Annotated in this window: 17 protein-coding genes; 10 read left to right on the forward strand and 7 right to left on the reverse strand. The window is 35.9% G+C overall.

Annotated elements, in window-relative coordinates; translation table 11 throughout:
* From NE665_RS05035 to NE665_RS05050, 4 genes are all read right to left on the reverse strand, one after another.
* On the reverse strand, positions 1-202 hold a 202-nt coding region (locus tag NE665_RS05035; protein WP_256302470.1), incomplete at its 3' end, for an Arm DNA-binding domain-containing protein.
* Positions 189-395: a DNA-binding protein gene (locus tag NE665_RS05040; RefSeq protein WP_195295703.1), complete on the reverse strand. Its 207-nt coding sequence runs from the start codon at positions 393-395 to the stop codon at positions 189-191. The genes NE665_RS05035 and NE665_RS05040, both read right to left, overlap by 14 nt.
* A 73-nt stretch (positions 396-468) precedes the next feature.
* Complete coding sequence (locus NE665_RS05045; RefSeq protein WP_229038931.1) at positions 469-837, reverse strand: type II toxin-antitoxin system PemK/MazF family toxin; 369 nt, start codon at positions 835-837, stop codon at positions 469-471.
* 691 nt (positions 838-1,528) lie between these two features.
* Positions 1,529-1,954 carry a sigma factor-like helix-turn-helix DNA-binding protein gene (locus NE665_RS05050; RefSeq protein WP_195295499.1) on the reverse strand — a complete coding sequence of 142 codons (426 nt, stop codon included), beginning with the start codon at positions 1,952-1,954 and terminating at the stop codon, positions 1,529-1,531.
* Between the two features lie 332 nt (positions 1,955-2,286).
* Here NE665_RS05050 and NE665_RS05055 point away from each other — a divergent pair, with 332 nt between their 5' ends.
* Genes NE665_RS05055 through NE665_RS05090 form a run of 8 tightly spaced genes read left to right on the forward strand, consistent with a single transcriptional unit; the run spans position 2,287 to position 14,697 of the window.
* Positions 2,287-2,499, forward strand: coding sequence for a helix-turn-helix transcriptional regulator (locus NE665_RS05055; protein WP_195295497.1), 213 nt, complete (start codon positions 2,287-2,289; stop codon positions 2,497-2,499).
* Positions 2,489-2,839 carry a DUF6508 domain-containing protein gene (locus NE665_RS05060; protein WP_256302471.1) on the forward strand — a complete coding sequence of 117 codons (351 nt, stop codon included), beginning with the start codon at positions 2,489-2,491 and terminating at the stop codon, positions 2,837-2,839. Before NE665_RS05055 ends, NE665_RS05060 begins: the two co-directional genes overlap by 11 nt.
* The gene (locus NE665_RS05065) at positions 2,823-3,422 is read left to right on the forward strand and encodes a DUF1819 family protein (protein WP_256302472.1); all 600 of its coding nucleotides are present in this window, start codon (positions 2,823-2,825) and stop codon (positions 3,420-3,422) included. Before NE665_RS05060 ends, NE665_RS05065 begins: the two co-directional genes overlap by 17 nt.
* A 10-nt stretch (positions 3,423-3,432) precedes the next feature.
* Complete coding sequence (locus NE665_RS05070) at positions 3,433-3,984, forward strand: DUF1788 domain-containing protein (protein WP_195295491.1); 552 nt, start codon at positions 3,433-3,435, stop codon at positions 3,982-3,984.
* 16 nt (positions 3,985-4,000) lie between these two features.
* Positions 4,001-7,522 carry a BREX system P-loop protein BrxC gene (gene brxC / locus NE665_RS05075; protein ID WP_195295489.1) on the forward strand — a complete coding sequence of 1,174 codons (3,522 nt, stop codon included), beginning with the start codon at positions 4,001-4,003 and terminating at the stop codon, positions 7,520-7,522.
* A gap of 17 nt (positions 7,523-7,539) precedes the next feature.
* Positions 7,540-11,190, forward strand: coding sequence for a BREX-1 system adenine-specific DNA-methyltransferase PglX (gene pglX, locus NE665_RS05080; protein ID WP_256302473.1), 3,651 nt, complete (start codon positions 7,540-7,542; stop codon positions 11,188-11,190).
* A gap of 21 nt (positions 11,191-11,211) precedes the next feature.
* The gene (pglZ, locus tag NE665_RS05085; RefSeq protein ID WP_195295306.1) at positions 11,212-13,797 is read left to right on the forward strand and encodes a BREX-1 system phosphatase PglZ type A; all 2,586 of its coding nucleotides are present in this window, start codon (positions 11,212-11,214) and stop codon (positions 13,795-13,797) included.
* Between the two features lie 12 nt (positions 13,798-13,809).
* Complete coding sequence (locus tag NE665_RS05090) at positions 13,810-14,697, forward strand: restriction endonuclease (protein ID WP_256302474.1); 888 nt, start codon at positions 13,810-13,812, stop codon at positions 14,695-14,697.
* A 144-nt stretch (positions 14,698-14,841) separates the two neighbouring features.
* On the opposite strand, the gene NE665_RS05095 is transcribed toward NE665_RS05090, so the two are convergent.
* The 3 genes from NE665_RS05095 to NE665_RS05105 all read right to left on the reverse strand — a co-directional run bounded on the left by NE665_RS05095 (position 14,842) and on the right by NE665_RS05105 (position 17,378).
* Positions 14,842-16,032 carry a site-specific integrase gene (locus NE665_RS05095; protein WP_101629279.1) on the reverse strand — a complete coding sequence of 397 codons (1,191 nt, stop codon included), beginning with the start codon at positions 16,030-16,032 and terminating at the stop codon, positions 14,842-14,844.
* 77 nt (positions 16,033-16,109) lie between these two features.
* Positions 16,110-16,316, reverse strand: a complete 207-nt coding sequence (locus NE665_RS05100; protein WP_101629282.1) for an excisionase — start codon at positions 16,314-16,316, stop codon at positions 16,110-16,112.
* A 12-nt stretch (positions 16,317-16,328) separates the two neighbouring features.
* A complete protein-coding gene (locus NE665_RS05105) occupies positions 16,329-17,378 on the reverse strand; it encodes a replication initiation factor domain-containing protein (protein WP_257963366.1) in 1,050 nt (349 codons plus the stop codon).
* Between the two features lie 497 nt (positions 17,379-17,875).
* Between NE665_RS05105 and NE665_RS05110 the strand changes: the two genes are divergently transcribed.
* Positions 17,876-18,511: a helix-turn-helix transcriptional regulator gene (locus tag NE665_RS05110; protein WP_101629280.1), complete on the forward strand. Its 636-nt coding sequence runs from the start codon at positions 17,876-17,878 to the stop codon at positions 18,509-18,511.
* Between the two features lie 411 nt (positions 18,512-18,922).
* Complete coding sequence (locus NE665_RS05115) at positions 18,923-19,237, forward strand: hypothetical protein (protein WP_009243730.1); 315 nt, start codon at positions 18,923-18,925, stop codon at positions 19,235-19,237.
* Positions 19,238-19,310: the final 73 nt, after the last annotated feature.

The following is a 19,310-nucleotide window of genomic DNA, read 5'->3' on the forward strand; positions in this document are numbered from 1 at the left end:
AATCCATATAGATTTCAACAAAGCTTCCAAAAGTCATTGATAGACTGTTATCCTTCTTTTCAGCAAATTCAACTTCATAACGCTTGGCTTCAACCTTGGACTTGAATCCTCTTTTGGTTGTGGTCCTGAGCTTACCCGTCCAGTCCTTATAGCGGGTAACGACATACCAGGTTCCTCTTGATTTATCCCTATATACCGGCATCTCTATCTCCATCCTTTCCAAAGAATCTTTCATAGAAATAAGGATAGATAACTCTTCCACGAACATACATGTAACCTTTCTGTGCAAGTTCTTCATTCAATAGCTGGATTAGCTTATATGCAGCAGACTTGGATAATCCGGTAAGTTCCATGATTTCTTTCGCATCTATGAATCTGTTTTTGTTTTTATCCATCTGGTTATCCTCCTTTCCTTTGTTATAGGCTTTTAATAAAAAAGAATCCCAACTGCAAAAGTGGGATTTGTACCTATGATTTTTGTCTATGTATATTCTTTAGACCGAGTGATATTTTGATCTTGTGATCGATGATGTGCATATGTCCTTTTGAAATATGGCAGATCTTCTTTAGCAGCCTGGACTTATCGATGACCTTGATCTGTTCGCAAAGAACCATGGATCGATGTTTGAGGCCAATGCCTTCCGGAAGAATGTAATGAGTTGGAAGATGGGCTTTTGATTCAATCTTGGAAGATAGACAGGCAACAATGGTTGTAGGACTATGCTTGTTGCCACAGTTGTTCTGGATAATAACGACCGGTCTAACAAAAGCCTGTTCAGATCCGGTTGCATCACTTAGATTAGCAAGAAAAACATCTCCTCGTTTTACTTTGATCATAAATATAACAGCTCCTTCATATGTAAAGCCAGGCTGTTGAACCTGGCTGATATATTAATCTAGTATTCATCTTGTTTTCTATTTATCCCTGATAACCCGAAAACGATAGGGAATCCTGCTAAAGTAGATGGTTGTCAGCCATCAATCATGGGAGTTTCACCCACGCATCTTACGTGTGCGCTCATCGCTGAAAGTATCATTATCCTGTATACCGTCATGGCACAGTTAACAGCTGCTGATCATTCTGAAGTATCATCGCTCTTACCATATATTATTTATAGGCTGTATATGATAGTCATCGCGCATCATTGATCCAGCTCGGGCATACAGGTTTTGGTTTTAACAGTTGTTATCCTATTTTCAAAGATCATGGGGAATAAAGGAAATTCTTATCCCTTCACCCTAATAGGCCATGAAATGAATGATTATTGGACAACAAATTTAAAAAAACGATCTTTTATTGATCGTCTTGTAAAGAATTTGCACCTGCTTCATATCCAATCTTGATTCCCTCTTTGAAACCAGCTTGATATGATTTCAGTATTTCATCACATAGTATTGAAATCATTTCTTCCATTATGGTATTTCCTCCTACTAATATTGTAGTTTCAAGAAGAGAATCAAATGTTTCATAATCGTGTCATAAAAATGTCACTTTTCACATGGTTATCCACAGGTAAGTGTGGATAAGTTACTGTTTCTTAAGCTTTTCTTTGAAACGCTGGATTTTCTTGTAGATGGTATCGGGTTTGATATTCAACAGATCTGATATTTCTTCAACCTCATAACCATAATAACGAAGCAGGAATATCTGTTGCAGCTGCTTGTCTGTCTTCTTTAGCATCGTGAATAGTGTTTCACTTTCGACAATATCCAATAGGTCCATAAATGTATTGATCTCCTTCTTATCATATGCAGGAATGGCAATGAAGAATGCATCGGCAGTTATCTGTTCTTTTCGCTGTTGCCTTCTGGTTTTGTTTACAAATAAATCATGATCATATTTTCTTAATGTAGCTATTTTATCTTCTGGATAATTCAATTCTCTCAATTGCTGGTCCTCCTTATCTTTCCACTCATTGAATTCGTTTTCGAGTTCATAATTCTTCTTTTTCATAATCAATACCCCTTCAACTGAATAGGCCAGTTAAGTGGTCTAAATTGGACAAAGAAAAGGCATTTTTGCTTTCTTTTTAAAAGTTACAGAAGGTATAAAAAAACAGATCTACTGCAAGAACAGTGATCTGCTTAAGTCTTACATTAGATAAAAATACCTTTTCTGACTTTTGTGGAGATTGGAGGAGCTCTAATAAATATTTTCACAAACTATAATTTTACACTCATATTTTTCTGATTGAACAAAATATTACTTTGAGAGTATTTTTACTATTTTCTATAGCTTTGAAATCGGTTATAATATCCTTAGATTATTTTAGAATGGAGCCCATTATGAAAGTTCGTTATAACAATTTGTTTAAATTGCTCATTGATAAAAAGATGAAGAAGACTGATTTGGCTAAAGCGGCAGGGCTAACACCAGCTACATTGGCTAGATTATCCAAAGATGAAGTGGTATCAATGGAAACTATCATCAAGATATGTGAATGCTTGGATTGTCGAATTGAGGATGTAATGGAGTTATATAAAGACAATGATGAATAGAGAAGAATTGATTAACAAATTACTAAGCTATTCAGAATACGACATTAATTATGAAAATGATTTATATGAACTGATTGAGTTAATTGGGGGAGCTGTTCGAGATTATGGGAATTATCTAAGCACTCATCCAATCAATTGCGATGAAGAATTAAAATCATTGGATACAGCTGATTTGTTTAAATGTAGAGTGTTATTAACAATGTTACTTAGAGAAGATCATTTTTCTAACGGGTCGCTGTTGGAACGCTTTGAAAAAGGACAAATTAAAAACATATTAGAAAGAATTAAGCATCAATTAAAGAATGATATGGAGGTGGATGACGGTGAATCCGTTGATTAAATATAAAGCAATTACCAGAGAACAGTTCCTTTTTCATGAAATGAGAACAATTGCAAAGCTAATAATTGAAAATAAAAACAACGAAGAAATAATAAATGAAGTTGTAAATGATAATCTATTTCAATATCCCACAGAAAAGTCTTTGAAAGAAATCACAAGGACATGTTTATCAAGGCTTCGTATATTTGATGACAATAGAGTTGCTGAAATAATCGCAACCGGAAATGTTCAATCTGCAAAGCAAGCGTGCTTATTTGCCATGATGGAACAGAATAGGCTTGTTTGGGATTTTATGGTTGGTGTTATTGGTGAAAAGTACAAAACTAGAGACTACCATTTTTCAATGACTGACATTAACTCTTTCTTTACTCGACTTCAGGAACAGAACGATGATATTGCTTCGTGGTCAGAAGCAACTATTAAGAAGTGCAAACAGGTGCTGATGAGACTATTGCTTGAAAATGAATACCTTGAAAACAGAAAAGCAACACAGCTTAATTCTATTTATCTGGATTCTTATTTTAAAAGCATTGTATCTGACATAGATAGTGTCGCATTATGTGCTTTTAATAGTTTTGAGTAGAGGTGATACTATGGGAGACATTAAAGAAAGACTAGATAACATGAAGATAGAAATTCAAAAGGAGGAATTTCTAAAAGGTGAGGGATTGAGCAATGAAGTGAATATTCGAATGTTTTGCTATGATCCTCAAGATGAGATGGTTGTCAGATATTTCGTAGATGAACTGCTTAACGAAAAACTGAATTGTACTATCAAGAAAATGGACCTTTATAAAGTCTTCTTGTCAATATGTGAAGATCGAAGAATCTTGGATCGTATTCCAAAACTGGAAGAGAAACGTGGCAAGGAATTCATAGAGGATTATTTAAAAAAGAGTTTTGATGCAAAGATGTTTGCTGAAAAGATTAATAATGAATTTAATCAGGAAGATATTCTATTATTGATGGGTGTTGGAAAAGTATTTCCTTTTGTAAGGGTGCATAATCTTCTAGAAGCTTTACAGCCATATTTTATCAATAAACCGATAATAGTAATGTATCCAGGTACATTCGATAATCATTTTGTTAAGTTATTCAATGAATTAAAGCCTAATCCATATTATAGGGCATTCAATATGTTTTAGAGAGGGATGAGATATTATGCAGATTAAGAACATGTTTAGAGATGACATCAATCGTAAAATCAATGGTGTCATTCAGGTAGAACAGGATAAAACGGATGTTGTTGAACAGGAAGTAAAGGAATATGTAGTCACTAACGAATTAAAGAAGCACTTTACAAACTTCTTTAATGTCTATAGTGAAGGCTTTGATGTTCCTACTGATAATGTAGGAGCTTGGATTACTGGTTTCTTTGGATCAGGTAAATCTCATTTCTTAAAGATGCTTTCTTATCTTCTTGAAAATAAGGAACTTAATGGAAAGAAAGTTGTAGATTATTTTGAGGATAAATTCGATGATGAACTGACATTCATGAATATTCGAAAATCTACACAAGCACCTACAGAAGTTATTCTTTTCAACATTGATTCTGAAGGACCTGCCGATAAGGATGCGACCGCTGTTTTAAAGGTATTCACAAAAGTCTTCTATAATCATTTAGGTTTCTATGGTAGAGATACTAAAGTAGCTAAACTTGAACAGTTTATTTCTAAGCAAGGAAAGCTTGATGAATTCAAACAAGTATTTGAAGAAATAAATGGTGGAACCTGGGAAGATTCAAGACAGGATTATATATTGTGGGAAGATGATATCATTCCTGCAATGGTACAGGTTCTTGGAATCAGTGAAACGGCAGCTCAGCACTGGTTTGACGGAACACAGGATACTAATGTAAGTATCGAACAGCTTGTCGATGAAATCAAAGAGTATGTTGATTCAAAAGGAAAAGAATTCAGACTTCTTTTCATGATCGATGAAGCCGGACAATACATGAGTACAAATACAGATCTCCTGCTTAACTTGCAAACTATTATTGAAAAGTTAGGCAGTGTTTGTCGTGGACAAGTATGGGTAGTAGCCACGGGACAAGAAGCACTGGATGAGATGCTTAAGGTTCGACACGATGAATTTTCACGTATCATGGCCAGATTCCCAATTCAGATTACATTGACTTCTTCATCAGCTGGTGAAGTTATCGAAAAACGTCTTTTGACAAAAACACCTGAAGCAATAAATATATTGGATCAGGTATATGACAATAATGATTCGGTATTAAAGAATCTATATGCTTTTGATACAGATGTAAAAGACATTAAGGGATATTCATCACAACTGGAATTTGAAAGAGTATATCCATTTGTTCCTTACCAGTTCATCATCATGCCTAAGATATTTAACGAAGTACGTATTCATGGTCATGTTGGTGCTCATGCATCAAAAGGTGAAAGAACAATGCTTAGTGGCTTCCAACAGTCTGCACAAAGTGTTGAATATGATAATGAATTGACAATTGTACCACTATATAAGTTCTACTCAACTTTACATGGGTCTTTAACCGATTCTGTTCGCTCTGTTATCGAAAGAGCACAAAAAGCAGTTAATAATGGAAATGGTTTAATTCAGGATGATGTCAATTTATTGGAATTACTGTATCTTGTTCGTTATGTAGATGATATTAAGTCCAATATCGATAATCTTACTATCCTAATGGCAGATAAGATCAATGTAGATAAATTAATGTTGAAGCAGAAAATCAGAGAATCATTAGATCGTTTGCAGAAAAACAATTATGTTGCACGTAACGGAGATATCTATACATTCTTAACCAATGAAGAGCAGGATATTGAAAGAGAGATTAATAATATTGTTATCGATTCTTCTGCAGTTATCAGTGATGTATGCAAACTGATATTTGATGACAATGATTTGTATCCAGTCAAGAGATATAGATCCAAGAAATACGATCAGGACTTTGATTTTGACAAGTCGGTAGATAATCAAATTCATGGTATTTCAACTGGTGGAATGAAACTGCACTTCATTACAATTGCAGCAGATAACAGAAATGATTTGAAGCTGATTGCTGATTCTAAAGGTCATGAAGCCATCTGCTTGTTGAATAATGATTCCAACTATTTTGAAAATATTGAATTATCCTTAAAAATCAAGAAATATGTAAGTCAGAAAAGAGTAGATCAGCTTCCTAAATCCATTCAGGATATCATTCAGGCAAAGCAAAATGAAAGAACACGGTTAGAAAAAGAAGCAAAAGATGAAATAGCTAAGGCTATTATCCATGGCAAATATTATATTGATGGCGAAATTGTATCTTTATCAGGAGCAAGTGTAAGACAGATTCTTGATAAAGCATTAGATTATCTTGTTGACCATACATATTCTCATTTAGCAGAAATTGATACTAACTTTAAGTCGGATAAGGAAGTTAAGGATGTGTTGTTAGGGAATACTCCAGCTTATTTTGAAGGTATGGAGCCTAATAGAAAAGCTTGTGAAACAATCTCAAGCTATTTAGATATGCAGGAAATGATGAAGATGCCTGTAACAATGGAGAACATTCAGTCACGTTATCAGGCTATCCCATATGGATGGAAAGAGATTGATATTGCCGGCGTTGTTGCGCAATTGATATTTGACCAGAAAGTTACAATCAAGAATTCTGGCCAGACGATTCAGCCTAACGATTATCGAATGGTTGATTTCTTGCGTAAGAAGACAGAACGTGGAAATACAAAGATTACAAAGCGTGTTATTATCTCTCCAGCTAAGATAGCAAAAGTTAATGCATTCTTAAGAGAATACTTTGAAGTAACAAATATTCCAAATGATGAAGATGGATTGATTCAATTTATTATCAAATCATTTGAAGCAAATAAAGCAGAGCTTATCGATATGTCCAACCAGAGTACATCAAGAGCACATCCTGGAATGAATGAAATCCGTGATGCTCAAAAGCTGGTAAATGATGTACTTTTGGCTAAAACAGATAATATTGCTTTAATCGATAAGGTTATCATTTTAAGTGATGACTTGCTTGATTCCAAAGAAGACATGTCTGATGTTAAGGACTTCTATAAGAATCAGATTACTCTTTATGATAATGCTGTAAGTTGCAAACATCAGGTGGAAACAGAAGATAGAGATTTCTTATTCAATATTCCTGAGGTCAAGGTTGAGATTGAAAAGATTGCAGATATTACAAGGGTAGTTGGAAGATTTAATTATCGTAGAATTCCAGAACTTAATGACTGTATCTCCAAAATCAATGAAATCAGATCACAAAAAGAATCTGAAATAAAGAGCGAAATTGAAGATCTTGTAAGTCAATGCATTCATGAAATTGAAGATAAAGCTGGGAATAATCCTAAACTTGCAAACGAATTTGAAAATGGTAAGAAAGTGCTTAATCAGAGATTAGATGAAGCGAAAAAGATTACTAAGCTTACATGGTTGCAGGTTAAGGTGAATACCATCACCAATGAAAAAGATAGAATTATTCAGAAAATGGATGAACTGCTAAAGGATAAGACAACAACACCAGTTCAGCCAGTTAAAAATAAGAGAGTTACCAAACTGCAAAGACAGGTTGTCTTTAATCCAGCAGTTTTGGATTCACAGGAAAAGATTGACCAGTATTTGAATACGATGAAAGCAAAACTTTATAGTTATTTGAATGACTGTGACGAAATTGAAATTAAGTAATTGAAAGGAGTTAAACCATGAACAAAAGTGCAATAAAGAATTATGCTGTCTGGGCAAGAAATGAGCTTATAGCCAGAGTATCCCAAAAAGCATATGAATATGGAGTTACTGAAAAAGAAACACCTGAATACGATTCGGAATCAGTGAATGGAAAACTTCTTTCAAATACTGAAAAGAAACAGTTAAATGAATTAATCTTGCAAGTGAATAAACATGGTTTTAATCATGTCATGGAAGAAGTTGCTTATATATGGTTCAATAGGTTTATTGCACTAAGATTTATGGAAGTAAACAACTATCTTCCTCAAAAAGTCAATGTATTTACTAATGGGAATAATCAATTCAAGCCACAGATGATATCAGAAGCAATTCATCTTGAAATAGATGGAGTAGATAAAAAGAAAGTATTTGAATTCATCGAACAGAACAATCAAGAAGAACTATACAAATATCTTCTTCTTTCAGTATGCAATGATATGAATAAATATCTTCCTGATATGTTTACGCCAATAACCGACTATAAAGCATTATTGATACCTGATCATCTTTTGAATGATGGAAGTGTAATAGATAGATTAATTAAAGATATCCCTGAGGAAGACTGGCTAAATGAAGAAATAGAAAACTCATCAGATAATGGAACAACGATTATTGGGTGGATGTATCAATATTATATTTCCGAAAAACACAATCAAGTGATTAACATAAATAAAGGAAATATAAAAAAAGAGGATATTCCTGCTGCTACTGAATTATGGACAACAGACTGGGTTGTTCGATATATGGTAGATAATTCATTGGGAAGGTATTGGATTGAGAGAAATCCTAATAGTCCATTAAAGAGCAAATTAAGATATCTAGCGACTTCGAAAGATAATTCTATTCCTGTGATTAATGAAACCATTAAACCAGAAGCAATTACTTTCTTAGATCCATGTATGGGATCGGGACATATACTTGCTTATGCTTTTGATGTTTTTATGGAGATTTATAGAGAGTGTGGCTATTCAAACAGAGATGCTGCAGAGTCTATCCTAGAAAATAATCTATATGGTATTGATATCGATAACCGTGCATATCAGCTTGCTTATTTTTCTGTAATGATGAAAGCAAGAGCCTATAACAGAAAAATAATGACTATGGGCATTGAACCTCATTTAACAGCAATAGTTGAAACAAATGGAGTAGATTCACTATCTTATTTTGGAATGAAACAAACAAATGAATCCAAAGAGATGGAGAAATATCTATTAAAAACATATAAAGATGCATTGGAACTGGGTTCGCTAATCGAATCAGAGGATAAAGATTATAAGACTTATGAAATTTATTTAGATGACATCAATAACTCCGGAGAGTTAAGTTCGGATTTTTATGGTTGGCAAGAGGAGATATATCCTTTGGCTAAGTCATTAGTGAAACAAGCGGACATCTTAAAAAGGAAGTTTACAATCACAACAACAAATCCTCCTTATATGAGTAAAATGGAGGGTAAATTAAAACAATATGTTTTAGATAATTACAAAGATGTTTCTTCTGATTTATTTGCAGTATTTATCAAAAGAAATTTCAAGTTTACTCAAAAAGATGGATATATGGGTTTTATGACACCATTTGTTTGGATGTTTATTAAATCGTATGGATTATTACGTGAATACATTATTAACAATAAAGATATAACTACACTAATTCAGATGGAGTATTCTGCTTACGAAGAAGCAACTGTACCTATTTGCAGTTTTGTACTTTCAAATAGAAAAACGGAGAATTTAGGTTATTATTACAGACTATCTGATTTTAAAGGTGGAATGGAAGTACAAAAGCAAAAGGTACTTGAAGCAAATATTAATAAGCAATGTGGCTATTTCTACGAAAATAGATTAGATAATTTCAAAAAGATTCCAGGTACTCCAATTGCGTATTGGGCAAGCGAAAATGTGATTAAATCATTTAGCAATAATACTGCACTCAGACAATTTGCCACACCTAAACAAGGAATGGCAACCACAGATAATGAAAGATTTTTGAGATTATGGTTTGAAGTTATAATCAGAGAAATTGGCTTTGGCTTTAATCGTGTTGAATCGTATAAGAGTGGATTAAAATGGTTTCCAATTAATAAGGGAGGAGAATACAGAAAATGGTACGGTAATAATTTGTTTGTTGTTAATTATCAATACGATGGAAAAGATTTGATAGATACTGTAACAAAAAAATATGTTAGAATTTCAGATCCTGAATTTGTAATTAAAAATAGAAAATTCTATTTTGAAGAAAATGGAACTTGGTCTGCAATAACAAGTGGGGATATATCCGTACGATACTCACCACAAGGGTTTATTATTTCTAATGCAGGTATGGCCATTTATAATAATAAACATTTGAAATATATTATTGCTTTTTTAAATTGTAATTGTACTTCAAAAATTTTGATAAAAATAATAAACCAATCGATAAATTTTAATGCTGGCGACCTAGAAAAACTGCCTTTTATAATTAGTGACAAATATTATCAGGTAGTTGAGAATTTGACTGATAACTTGATTAAACTTTCCCAATCCGATTGGGATTCCTATGAAGCCTCCTGGGATTTCTCAGTCAACCCTATAATCAAACAGTTAGATTATCTATGGGATGCAACAGGAGTGGGTGCTGCTATTCATGAATATTATGGACATCATGTAAAAGTAAATTCCAATATGGAACTGTGCTATCACTTATGGAAGATAGAATGCAACGATAGATTTAAACAGCTGAAAGAAAATGAAGAAGAGCTAAATAGAATCTTTATTGATATATATGGTTTACAGGATGAATTGACACCAGAAGTGAGTGATAAGGATGTCACAGTACATTATGTAGTAGACAGTAAAGATGATATTCCAAAATCATTTGAAGGATCTAACTATGTTAGAACTAAACAGGATGAAATCAAATCATTCATTTCTTACGCAGTAGGCTGCATGTTTGGTCGCTATTCTTTAGATGTAGATGGATTGGCATATGCAGGTGGTGAATGGGACGATAGTAAGTATAAGAGTTTTATTCCTGATCAGGATGATATTATTCCAATTTATGAAGATGAATTCTATGGAGATGATGATATCACCGGCAGATTTATTGATTTTGTCAGAGTAGCATTTGGAGAAGATGATCTTGAAGCAAATCTGACATTCATAGCTGATTCATTAGGCGGTAAAGGAACTCCAAGAAAGGTAATAAGAGACTACTTCATCAATGATTTCTTTAAAGACCATTGTCAAATGTATCAGGTAACTGGTTCTGGAAAACGTCCAATATACTGGCAGTTTGACAGTGGTAAGAAGAATGGATTCAAGGCATTGGTTTACATCCATAGATATAAACCGGATCTGATTGCAAGAATGAGAACAGAATATGTTCATCCACAACAAGCAAGATATAGAACTCAGATTAATATGTTAGAAAACCAGATTGGTTCTGTATCTAAATCAGATGAAATAAGGATCAAAAAAGAGATTCAAACCATCAAAGCTAAAGCTGATGAATTGGCAATTTACGAAGAAAAGATTCATCACTGGGCGGATAAGATGGAGCCAATGGATTTGGATGACGGCGTAGTAAACAACTACAACAAATTCCAGGAATTATTAGTTCCAAACGTGGTTAAGAAACCGAAAGAGAAATAAAAACAGGAGGGTTTAGTAAATATGGCTATTGAAGATATAAAAAAAGATTTAGATAAGAGGTTTGCTGAACCCTTACCTGAGTTCTATAAAAGAAGAATCATCTTTTGGAATGATGAAGAAGGTGAGTTTAAAGAAGAAATTGAATCATTGGCGTTGGATAACGCTAAAGTCTTAGTGTTATCTGAAACAAATCAGTTTGCTTCCAAGAAGTTGCTGAATGAAGATGATCTAACAAGTAATTATCTTGTTTATAATCCGATTGTTATGGACAATGAGCATGATTGGTTTTTAGATATCAAATTATATAGTGAAGAATATCGTGCGGATCTTATTTCTCGCTGGATGCAAGAAATGAATATATTAAACACTACTGAGTTGAGGTCAGAAGTGAAGATGTTGAAAGGATTCTTTAATGCGCAGGCCAGAAGAAATAGAATAGCTGCTTTTGGCGATGTTATTGACCGTAAATCTCAGTTATATATGAGTGTATTAGCCGCTATTTGTGGTATTAAGGATCGTACACCTGAAGCAATCATCAAGGCAGTGTTGGAAGATGGTTCCAATTACAACAATAAGCTGACACTTGAATTCCTAAAATATAATATGAGTACACAGTTCTTCATGTTAGCAAATAAGGCATGTGGTTATACAGGAGATACAAACGTAGACCATCTGGCTGAACATGTTGTGTTAAGTGCATTATGTCGGACTTTACCTTCAAAGGTATTAAGTGGTCTAGAAAGCAAATACTCAGAAATCAGAAGTGATTTCTGTTATGGTCTGATGTTTAACTGGTTACATAGTGATGACCAGGATAAGGCAAGAGATGTACTTGAGAATATTGAACAAAACTTACATTTAAGAAGTCGCTTTGAACAGTTTGAGTTAGACGATTTAGTGGATACGGATATTGTATTCAGCATTGATATGGTCATCATATCTAAATTAATGAATAATATCTTAAATAATACTATTACTTCTGATTCTCTCATGACAATTGTAGATAAGAGGAGAACATCAGTATGGTTTGAAGATTTTAGATATTACTATGATGGATTATATCAGGTTTCTTTGATGAAGAAATTCTATGAGAAACACTTGAATGGATTCCATCATACAGTAGCTAAGGAAATGTGGAATGCATATACTTCTGATTATTACCAGATGGATGCTATGTATAGAAACTTCCACAATACATATTCAAATATTTTAAAAACAATTAATTCTTATCTGGATGATGATTTCAAGAGGATTGTTGATTACGTAGAACGAGAGTATAAGAACTGGTACCTAAATGGTTTAGCTGAAAACTGGACTAAGATTATTGAAAATGATCTTAAGACCAATGGATATATTTCGGGTATCAAACAACAAGATGAATTCTATCGTAGAGATGTTGCTAATAATGAAAACAAGATTTTTGTCATTATTTCAGATGCTTTACGCTATGATGTGGCAGCTGATCTTTGTAATCAACTTCGTGTTGAAACTAAGTGCGATATATCAATTGATTCTCAAGAGGCTATTTTTCCAACAATCACCAAGTTCGGAATGGCTGCCTTATTGCCACACAGAGAATTATCAATAACTGTCAAGAATAATGAAATAAGAGTGTTGGCTGATGGTTGTACAACTGAAATGGCTGATCGTGATGCTGTTTTAAAGAACCGAAAGAAAAATAGTGTTGCATTGAAGTATAAAGATATCATTACCATGAAGGGCGATGAGAGAAGAGAAGCTATTAAGGGAATGGATATTGTTTATATCTATCATGATACGATTGATGCAACAAGTCACAATGATGAAACAAAAGTATTTGACGCTTGCGAAGAAGCGATTGCTGAAATTAAGAATCTGGTAAAGATTATTACAGGTGGTATGAGTGGAGTAAACATTGTCATAACATCTGATCATGGATTCCTGTATACATATCAACCACTAAATGAAGATGATAAGATGGAAAAATCTTCATTCAAGGATAATGTAATTGAACAAGGAAGAAGATATGTATTAGCAAACGATAAAGCAGACCCGGATTTCCTATTGCCAGTTAAGGGATTCTATAATGAAGAAAACGTTCTTGGATTTGCCCCAAGAGAAAACATTCGAATTAAAACAGCTGGTGGACAGAACTTTGTTCATGGTGGAGTTTCTTTACAGGAAATGGTTGTGCCAGTTATCAAGTATAAGTATTTAAGAGCTGGTTATAAATCATATGAAAGAAACAAAGATAAATATGATGCAAAACCTGTAACGGTAGCATTGTTATCTTCGAATAGAAAGATATCAAACATGATCTTCAACTTAAGCTTCTATCAGAAAGAACCGGTTAAAGATAACTATGTTCCATGTACTTATGAAGTGTATATTACTGATGATAATGGGGCTATTGTATCAGATAGACAGAAGATCATAGCTGATAAGGAAAGTACAGTAACTAAGGATAGAGAATTCAAGGTTACATTCAATTTAAAAACACAATCATATAACAGTCATGATATCTATTATCTAATAATTGTTGATGTAGATGGTACACAGGTACCAGTTAAAGAAGAAATGCAGATTGATATTGCAATGGCATTTGATGATTTTGATTTCTTTGGATAGGAGGATTACAATTTGAAACTTGAAAAATTAAGTCACGATGAGCGTGTTGAATATTTACTTCTTCCTATTTTAAAGGCGTTGCAATCAGCGGGCGGCCAATTAACTCGCACAGAGATACAAGAAAAGATCTGTGCTGAAGATGATGATATTGCTGAATTTGCTAGTAAGGTTAAAAAATCCAAGAAGACTGGTAATGAATATAAAGAATTTGCGTTTAAGTTTAACTTTGCAATAAAAGATCTTTCGTTTGTTGGATTGGTAGAATTTGAAAAAAGAAATCCAGTTATTTCCTTAACTGAGAAAGGTCTTAATCTAGATCTTGCAAATTTCAATGGCAAAAATGTAATCGAGGAATCTGCTAAGCATTGGGAAGAATTAAGTAAAGCAAAACAATCTACCAAGGTTAGCAAGGAAGAGAACGAAAAAGAAATCATTGATGATGATATAAGTCTGGAAGATAAATACAACAATGAATTCAAACAGAATTTATTAGATTCAATATCTAAAATGTCACCTAAGAAATTTGAAGCTTTCTCAAGGATGCTTTTAAGCAAGATGGGAGTAAACTTCACTGAAAAAGGAGTACAGATTTCAAATGATGGTGGTATTGATGGATATGGATACCATTTGGATTCCAGTGATTTTAGAACTACAAAAGTAGTCATTCAATGCAAAAGGTATAATAGCGGACCTGTTACAGAACCGGAAATTAACCAGTTTTTAGGTGCTGTCAGCAAATATAATGCAGATTATGGCGTGTTTATTACAAATAGCCGTTTTACAAAAGCAGCTAAAGATGCAGCATTAGAAGGAAGACCAATTACTCTTATAGATGGCAATGAACTGGTTGAACTAGTTAAGAAATATAAGGTTTATGTAAAACTTAATATAAATTTTTGATTATCTTTTCATATCTTCTTAAATGTCCGCAAAGCCTTATTTTATCAGCTTTACGGGCATTTCTCTTTTCGGCTGATACTTCCAAACAGCTACGTTTCATCACGTTTTCTCACGGTCAATCGTGGTAAATATCGTGGTAAAACTTTAAGCTATCATGCTTCTTAATTCTGCCTTGACGTTCTCTATGGACGCATGGGCGTACAGGTTCAGCGTGATACTGATGTTTGCGTGTCCCATGATATACTGTAAACTCTTAGGGTTCATGTTCCTGTTCGCAAGTCTGGTACAGAACGTATGACGCAGGATATGGGGCGTTATCTTTGGTAAGCTGTCCTCATGGCTCTTGTTATATTTCTTTCTCAGATTAGCGAAAGTAGAAGTATAATAGGCATTCGTCATAGGAAAGCCTTTCCCGTTCAGAAAGAGGAAACCACTGTACCCGTCTATCTCTGTCGGCTCTGCCTTTGCCTTGTTTGCCATGACACGCTCAAATGCCTGTTTCACTTCCTCACTCATGGGAACATCACGCACACCGCTTTTTGTCTTTGGTGTTTCGATATAATAGCCCGTTTCCTTGCTGGATAATAGCTGGTGGTCTACATGGATAACGCCGTTTTCAAAGTCTATATCCTGCCTTGTCAGTCCGCACAGTTCCGAGATACGAAGCCCTGTCTTTAACAGTATTACGATTGCGTCATAATACTTTTTATATACCCTGTCCCTGCTGGCAAAGGACAAGAGCCTTTCTTCCTGTTCCTCGGTCAATGCCTGCCGTGGTGTCCTGTCGTCCTCTATGACCTCATTCAGCTTGAAATCAAAGGGGTTCTTCCTCACGAGGTCGTCCGCTATGGCAATGCGGAATGACGCATTTAACGAGCGTTTATAATTGCTTATGGTCTGATAAGCATAGCCCTTGTCTTTCATGCGTAACGCCCATTCCTTAGCGTCTGAAAGGCGTATGCTGTCAATGCTCCTAGCCCCCAGTATATCGCCCTCTAATGTCCGCATGAGCTTTTTCCTGCCCTGTCTTGTGCTTTCCTTTACGTTGGCTCTCTGGGCGTTCTGTTTGGCGTATAGCTGGCACAGCGTCATTTTTCCGCCTGTTGTGTCGATACCGTCCTGTAAATCCCTTTGTATCTCCGTTTCTAATTCCCTTAGGGATTTCCCGTCCCTCTTGCCTTTAGGTACGAGGTCTGTCGGCACAAGTTTCCATGAATAGGCATACCTTGTCTTTCCTGCCTTGTCCACATATTTGTATAAGTATCTTCCGTCTGCTCGCTGGCTCTCTCCTGTCTTTAAGAGGCGACCTTTACTGTCCCGTCTTTTTTCCGACATTTCTTATCTGCTCCTTTCGTAAGAAAGAGCCTTGATATGACTTACTGAAATAATATCACATACAAGGCTCTTTTGCATTAGATTGCGTCTGTTTTATCCATAAATTTCTCAAACTGTTTTTTCTTAATCAAGATACGGTTGCCGTTCATCACATACCAGTCGCCGTGTCGGTTTTCTTCTACCAATCGGCGTAGCTTGTTCTGTCCGATTGTGAAGTATCTTGACGCTTCCTCAATGGTAAGGGTGTATTTTTCCCATACAGGAATATCAATCTTTTCGTTCATCATGCCACCCCCCTACCTGTTCTTTGTGTCATACTGGACGTAGGGTATCAATTCTGTCCTGTCTATCCGCTGTAAATGGGCGGTCAGCTTGCTGGAAAGGGAAGTGCTGTACCTTGCCTTATCTACCATATCCCCGACACGTTCCAGCCCACCTAAAGCGTCATGGGATTCGAGGAAGTAAAAGCCTTTGACAGCGGATATGACACCACCCTCTGTAAGCCACTGTTGCGTTTCTTCAAGGGAATTATGCGGTGTGGGTACATGGAGTTTTAAAAGTTCCACAGCCCCTAAAAAGCGTTGCCAGAAACGGCACGTTTTCCACCTGCTCTTGTTGCTCTCATTCCTGTTTGCTACGACAAAACGCAGGTTGTCCGCCAGCAGTCCGAAAGCCAGTTCCCCAATCTCCAGCGGTCTTGCCTGAAATGCCATAGCAAAGGCATGAGCCTTTTCATCACGCAGTTGCATTTCCGTCCGTTTCCAACTCCCGACTTCATCAAGCGTCCTGTTGTATTTGCCGCACACTTCCTTGTCCTTGTCATAAAAGCGGTAGGAAAGCCCCGATTTTCCAGCCCCGATATAGACGGTCTTTGCGGTGTCAAAATCATCAAACTTGCTCTCGTCAAAATGGTAGCCCTCACTGTTGGCGATAAATTCCTCTTTTTCACATTTCTTCTTTATCTGCTCTATGGTAAAGAACGGCGTTTCGTTCCTGTCGTCAATGGCAACGTCCAGCCTTGTGAAATGGTAGTTTCCAGCCCCATATCTCCTTTCACAGCGTCCGAACATATCCCCAAAGGTCAAGCCGTTGTTATCGAGGATACGGAAAATATCATCACACCCCCTGCCTGTCATCACGAGATAACAGCCCAGCCCTTGTGGGTTGTCCTCTGTCTTTTTTGCGTCGCCCGATACATAAATATCTCCGATTTCCCAACGCGCCTGATACGTCTTAAATTTGACCGTTGCAGGATAGACATTAAAAATATCGGTCGGCAAGCATAAAATGTGCCGTATCACATCTTCTGCCGTTGCCGTATCAAAGACAATGCTGATGTAATCAATCTTGACGGATAAATTTTCATGTGTTGCGATAGTGCATTACTCCTTTCGTACTCCCCGTTTTTTTGCGGGGTAAAAATCGTGTTTTGTCCTTTATTTATCACAGTTTCTAGGTACTATGACATGTATGCGCAGGGCGGTGTTACATATACGCCCTGTACGGAACGCCTACGGCGTTCCTTTTCTTCCTGCACCAGCCCCGTTCTTAACGCTCACGAGCCTTTGGGAGGCTCGTGGCTAAACGGGGCAGGCACAGGAAGAAACACCGTTTTCGGTCGGATAGTCCATGCCTATTCATGCTATCAAAGCGAAAATAACTCTTTTCTATGCCTACTCAAGCGTGTGATTGACCTCATTGTGCTTAATCACTATATCCTCCATGATAATAACGCCGTTAGAATTACTTGTCAAGAACTTTTTCTTGACTTTTTCGGCTATAATAAGTATGATAGGCTTATAAAGGAACGAAAAAGCCGGGAAAGGAAAAGATATAAGAAGTTATGGAGCATGACACAAAGAAAATAAATTTTTTAGGGGAGAACATACAGACCATAAGAAAACACAGGAAAATGAAACAGCAGGAGCTTGCGGACGCCATCGGTATCAATATGCAGAGCCTTTCTAAGATTGAACGAGGGGTAAACTATCCCACCTTTGACACGCTGGAAAAGATAATGGACGTACTGGAAGTAACACCGAATGAATTGTTGTCGGGAGAATGGAAGTTTGTCCAACAGGCGGAAAAAGAGGTATGCAAGTTTTTACGGACGGAAGAACGCCTAAATGCAGAACTGAAACACGGACACTATGATAACTTCTTTGACAGTGAAGAAGAATGGCTAGAGTATGAGTTGGAGCAGTTGCGGAAATACATCACAGACTATATCAAGGGAGAGGACATACAAGCGTCCGACCTTTACCCTATCAAAACATTTATCCAGCACTTGAAATTTCAGAAAGTATTAGACCGTTATGATGATTTATACAGCATGGATATGTTCGGGGAAAGCACAGACGGACACAAGTACGGTACACCTTATCAGGTTGTAAAGAGGATAAATCCCAACTCAAAAGAAGATATGGAGCTGTTGCGGGAAGTCTTAAAGGACAGCCATTTTGACAACGGGGACGAGTAGCCTTTTTCCTCTTGCAAAAAGATACAGCAAACAAAAAGCCCAGATCAAGAGTGCAAGCACCACTTCTAAAGAAGTGGCAGGCTCTTGACAGGGCTTTTTCTTTTCTGTTTATGGCAGACAAGAGAAAAAAGGATAGCTATATTGTATAGTTTCTCTAATAATTTTAGAGCAATGAATTTATCACAGGTACTTCGTCTTTTCATTGTAAAAGTACAATCGTGGAAAGCACTAATATTGGCACTTTGATTTTGTGCATTATGCACAAAATATGATAGCAACAAAGAGGTCATATATAAAATAGAAACAAAAATAACTTGACATTTAATGAAATATATGTTATGTTGAGGTTAGTAAAAACAGTACGTGACATAAAACTATCAAAAAGTAAAAAAGAGAAAGGAGGTTTATCGAATGAGAGCAAAGAAGTTGAGAACGAAAGTAGTTGGTCTTGTAGCAGCAGTTATGGTTGTCGGCGCTCCACTTACAGCGTGGGCTATTGATGTAGCGGGTGGAGATTTGTACTACAATGGAGGGCAAACAGACACCATTGTATATTCCGAAATTGGGCGTAAAGCAGGTATTAGTCGCAACTACATGGTAAAGGCAACTGTAAAGGTCGGCGGAGATACATATACCAGTGGATTCAAGTCAAACTACGCTTACAAAGATGCAAAGAGAGTTTGGTGGGCGAACGAAACATCTTATTATGATTATTATCCATATTAAGTAAAATAGTTCAAACACCTAGGGCGGGGCTATTTGTCTCGCCCTATTTTATACATTTCTTCAAAGAAAGGGG

It is taken from the genome of Clostridium sp. DFI.1.208 (genome assembly GCF_024463855.1).
Classification (GTDB): domain Bacteria; phylum Bacillota_I; class Bacilli_A; order Erysipelotrichales; family Erysipelotrichaceae; genus Clostridium_AQ.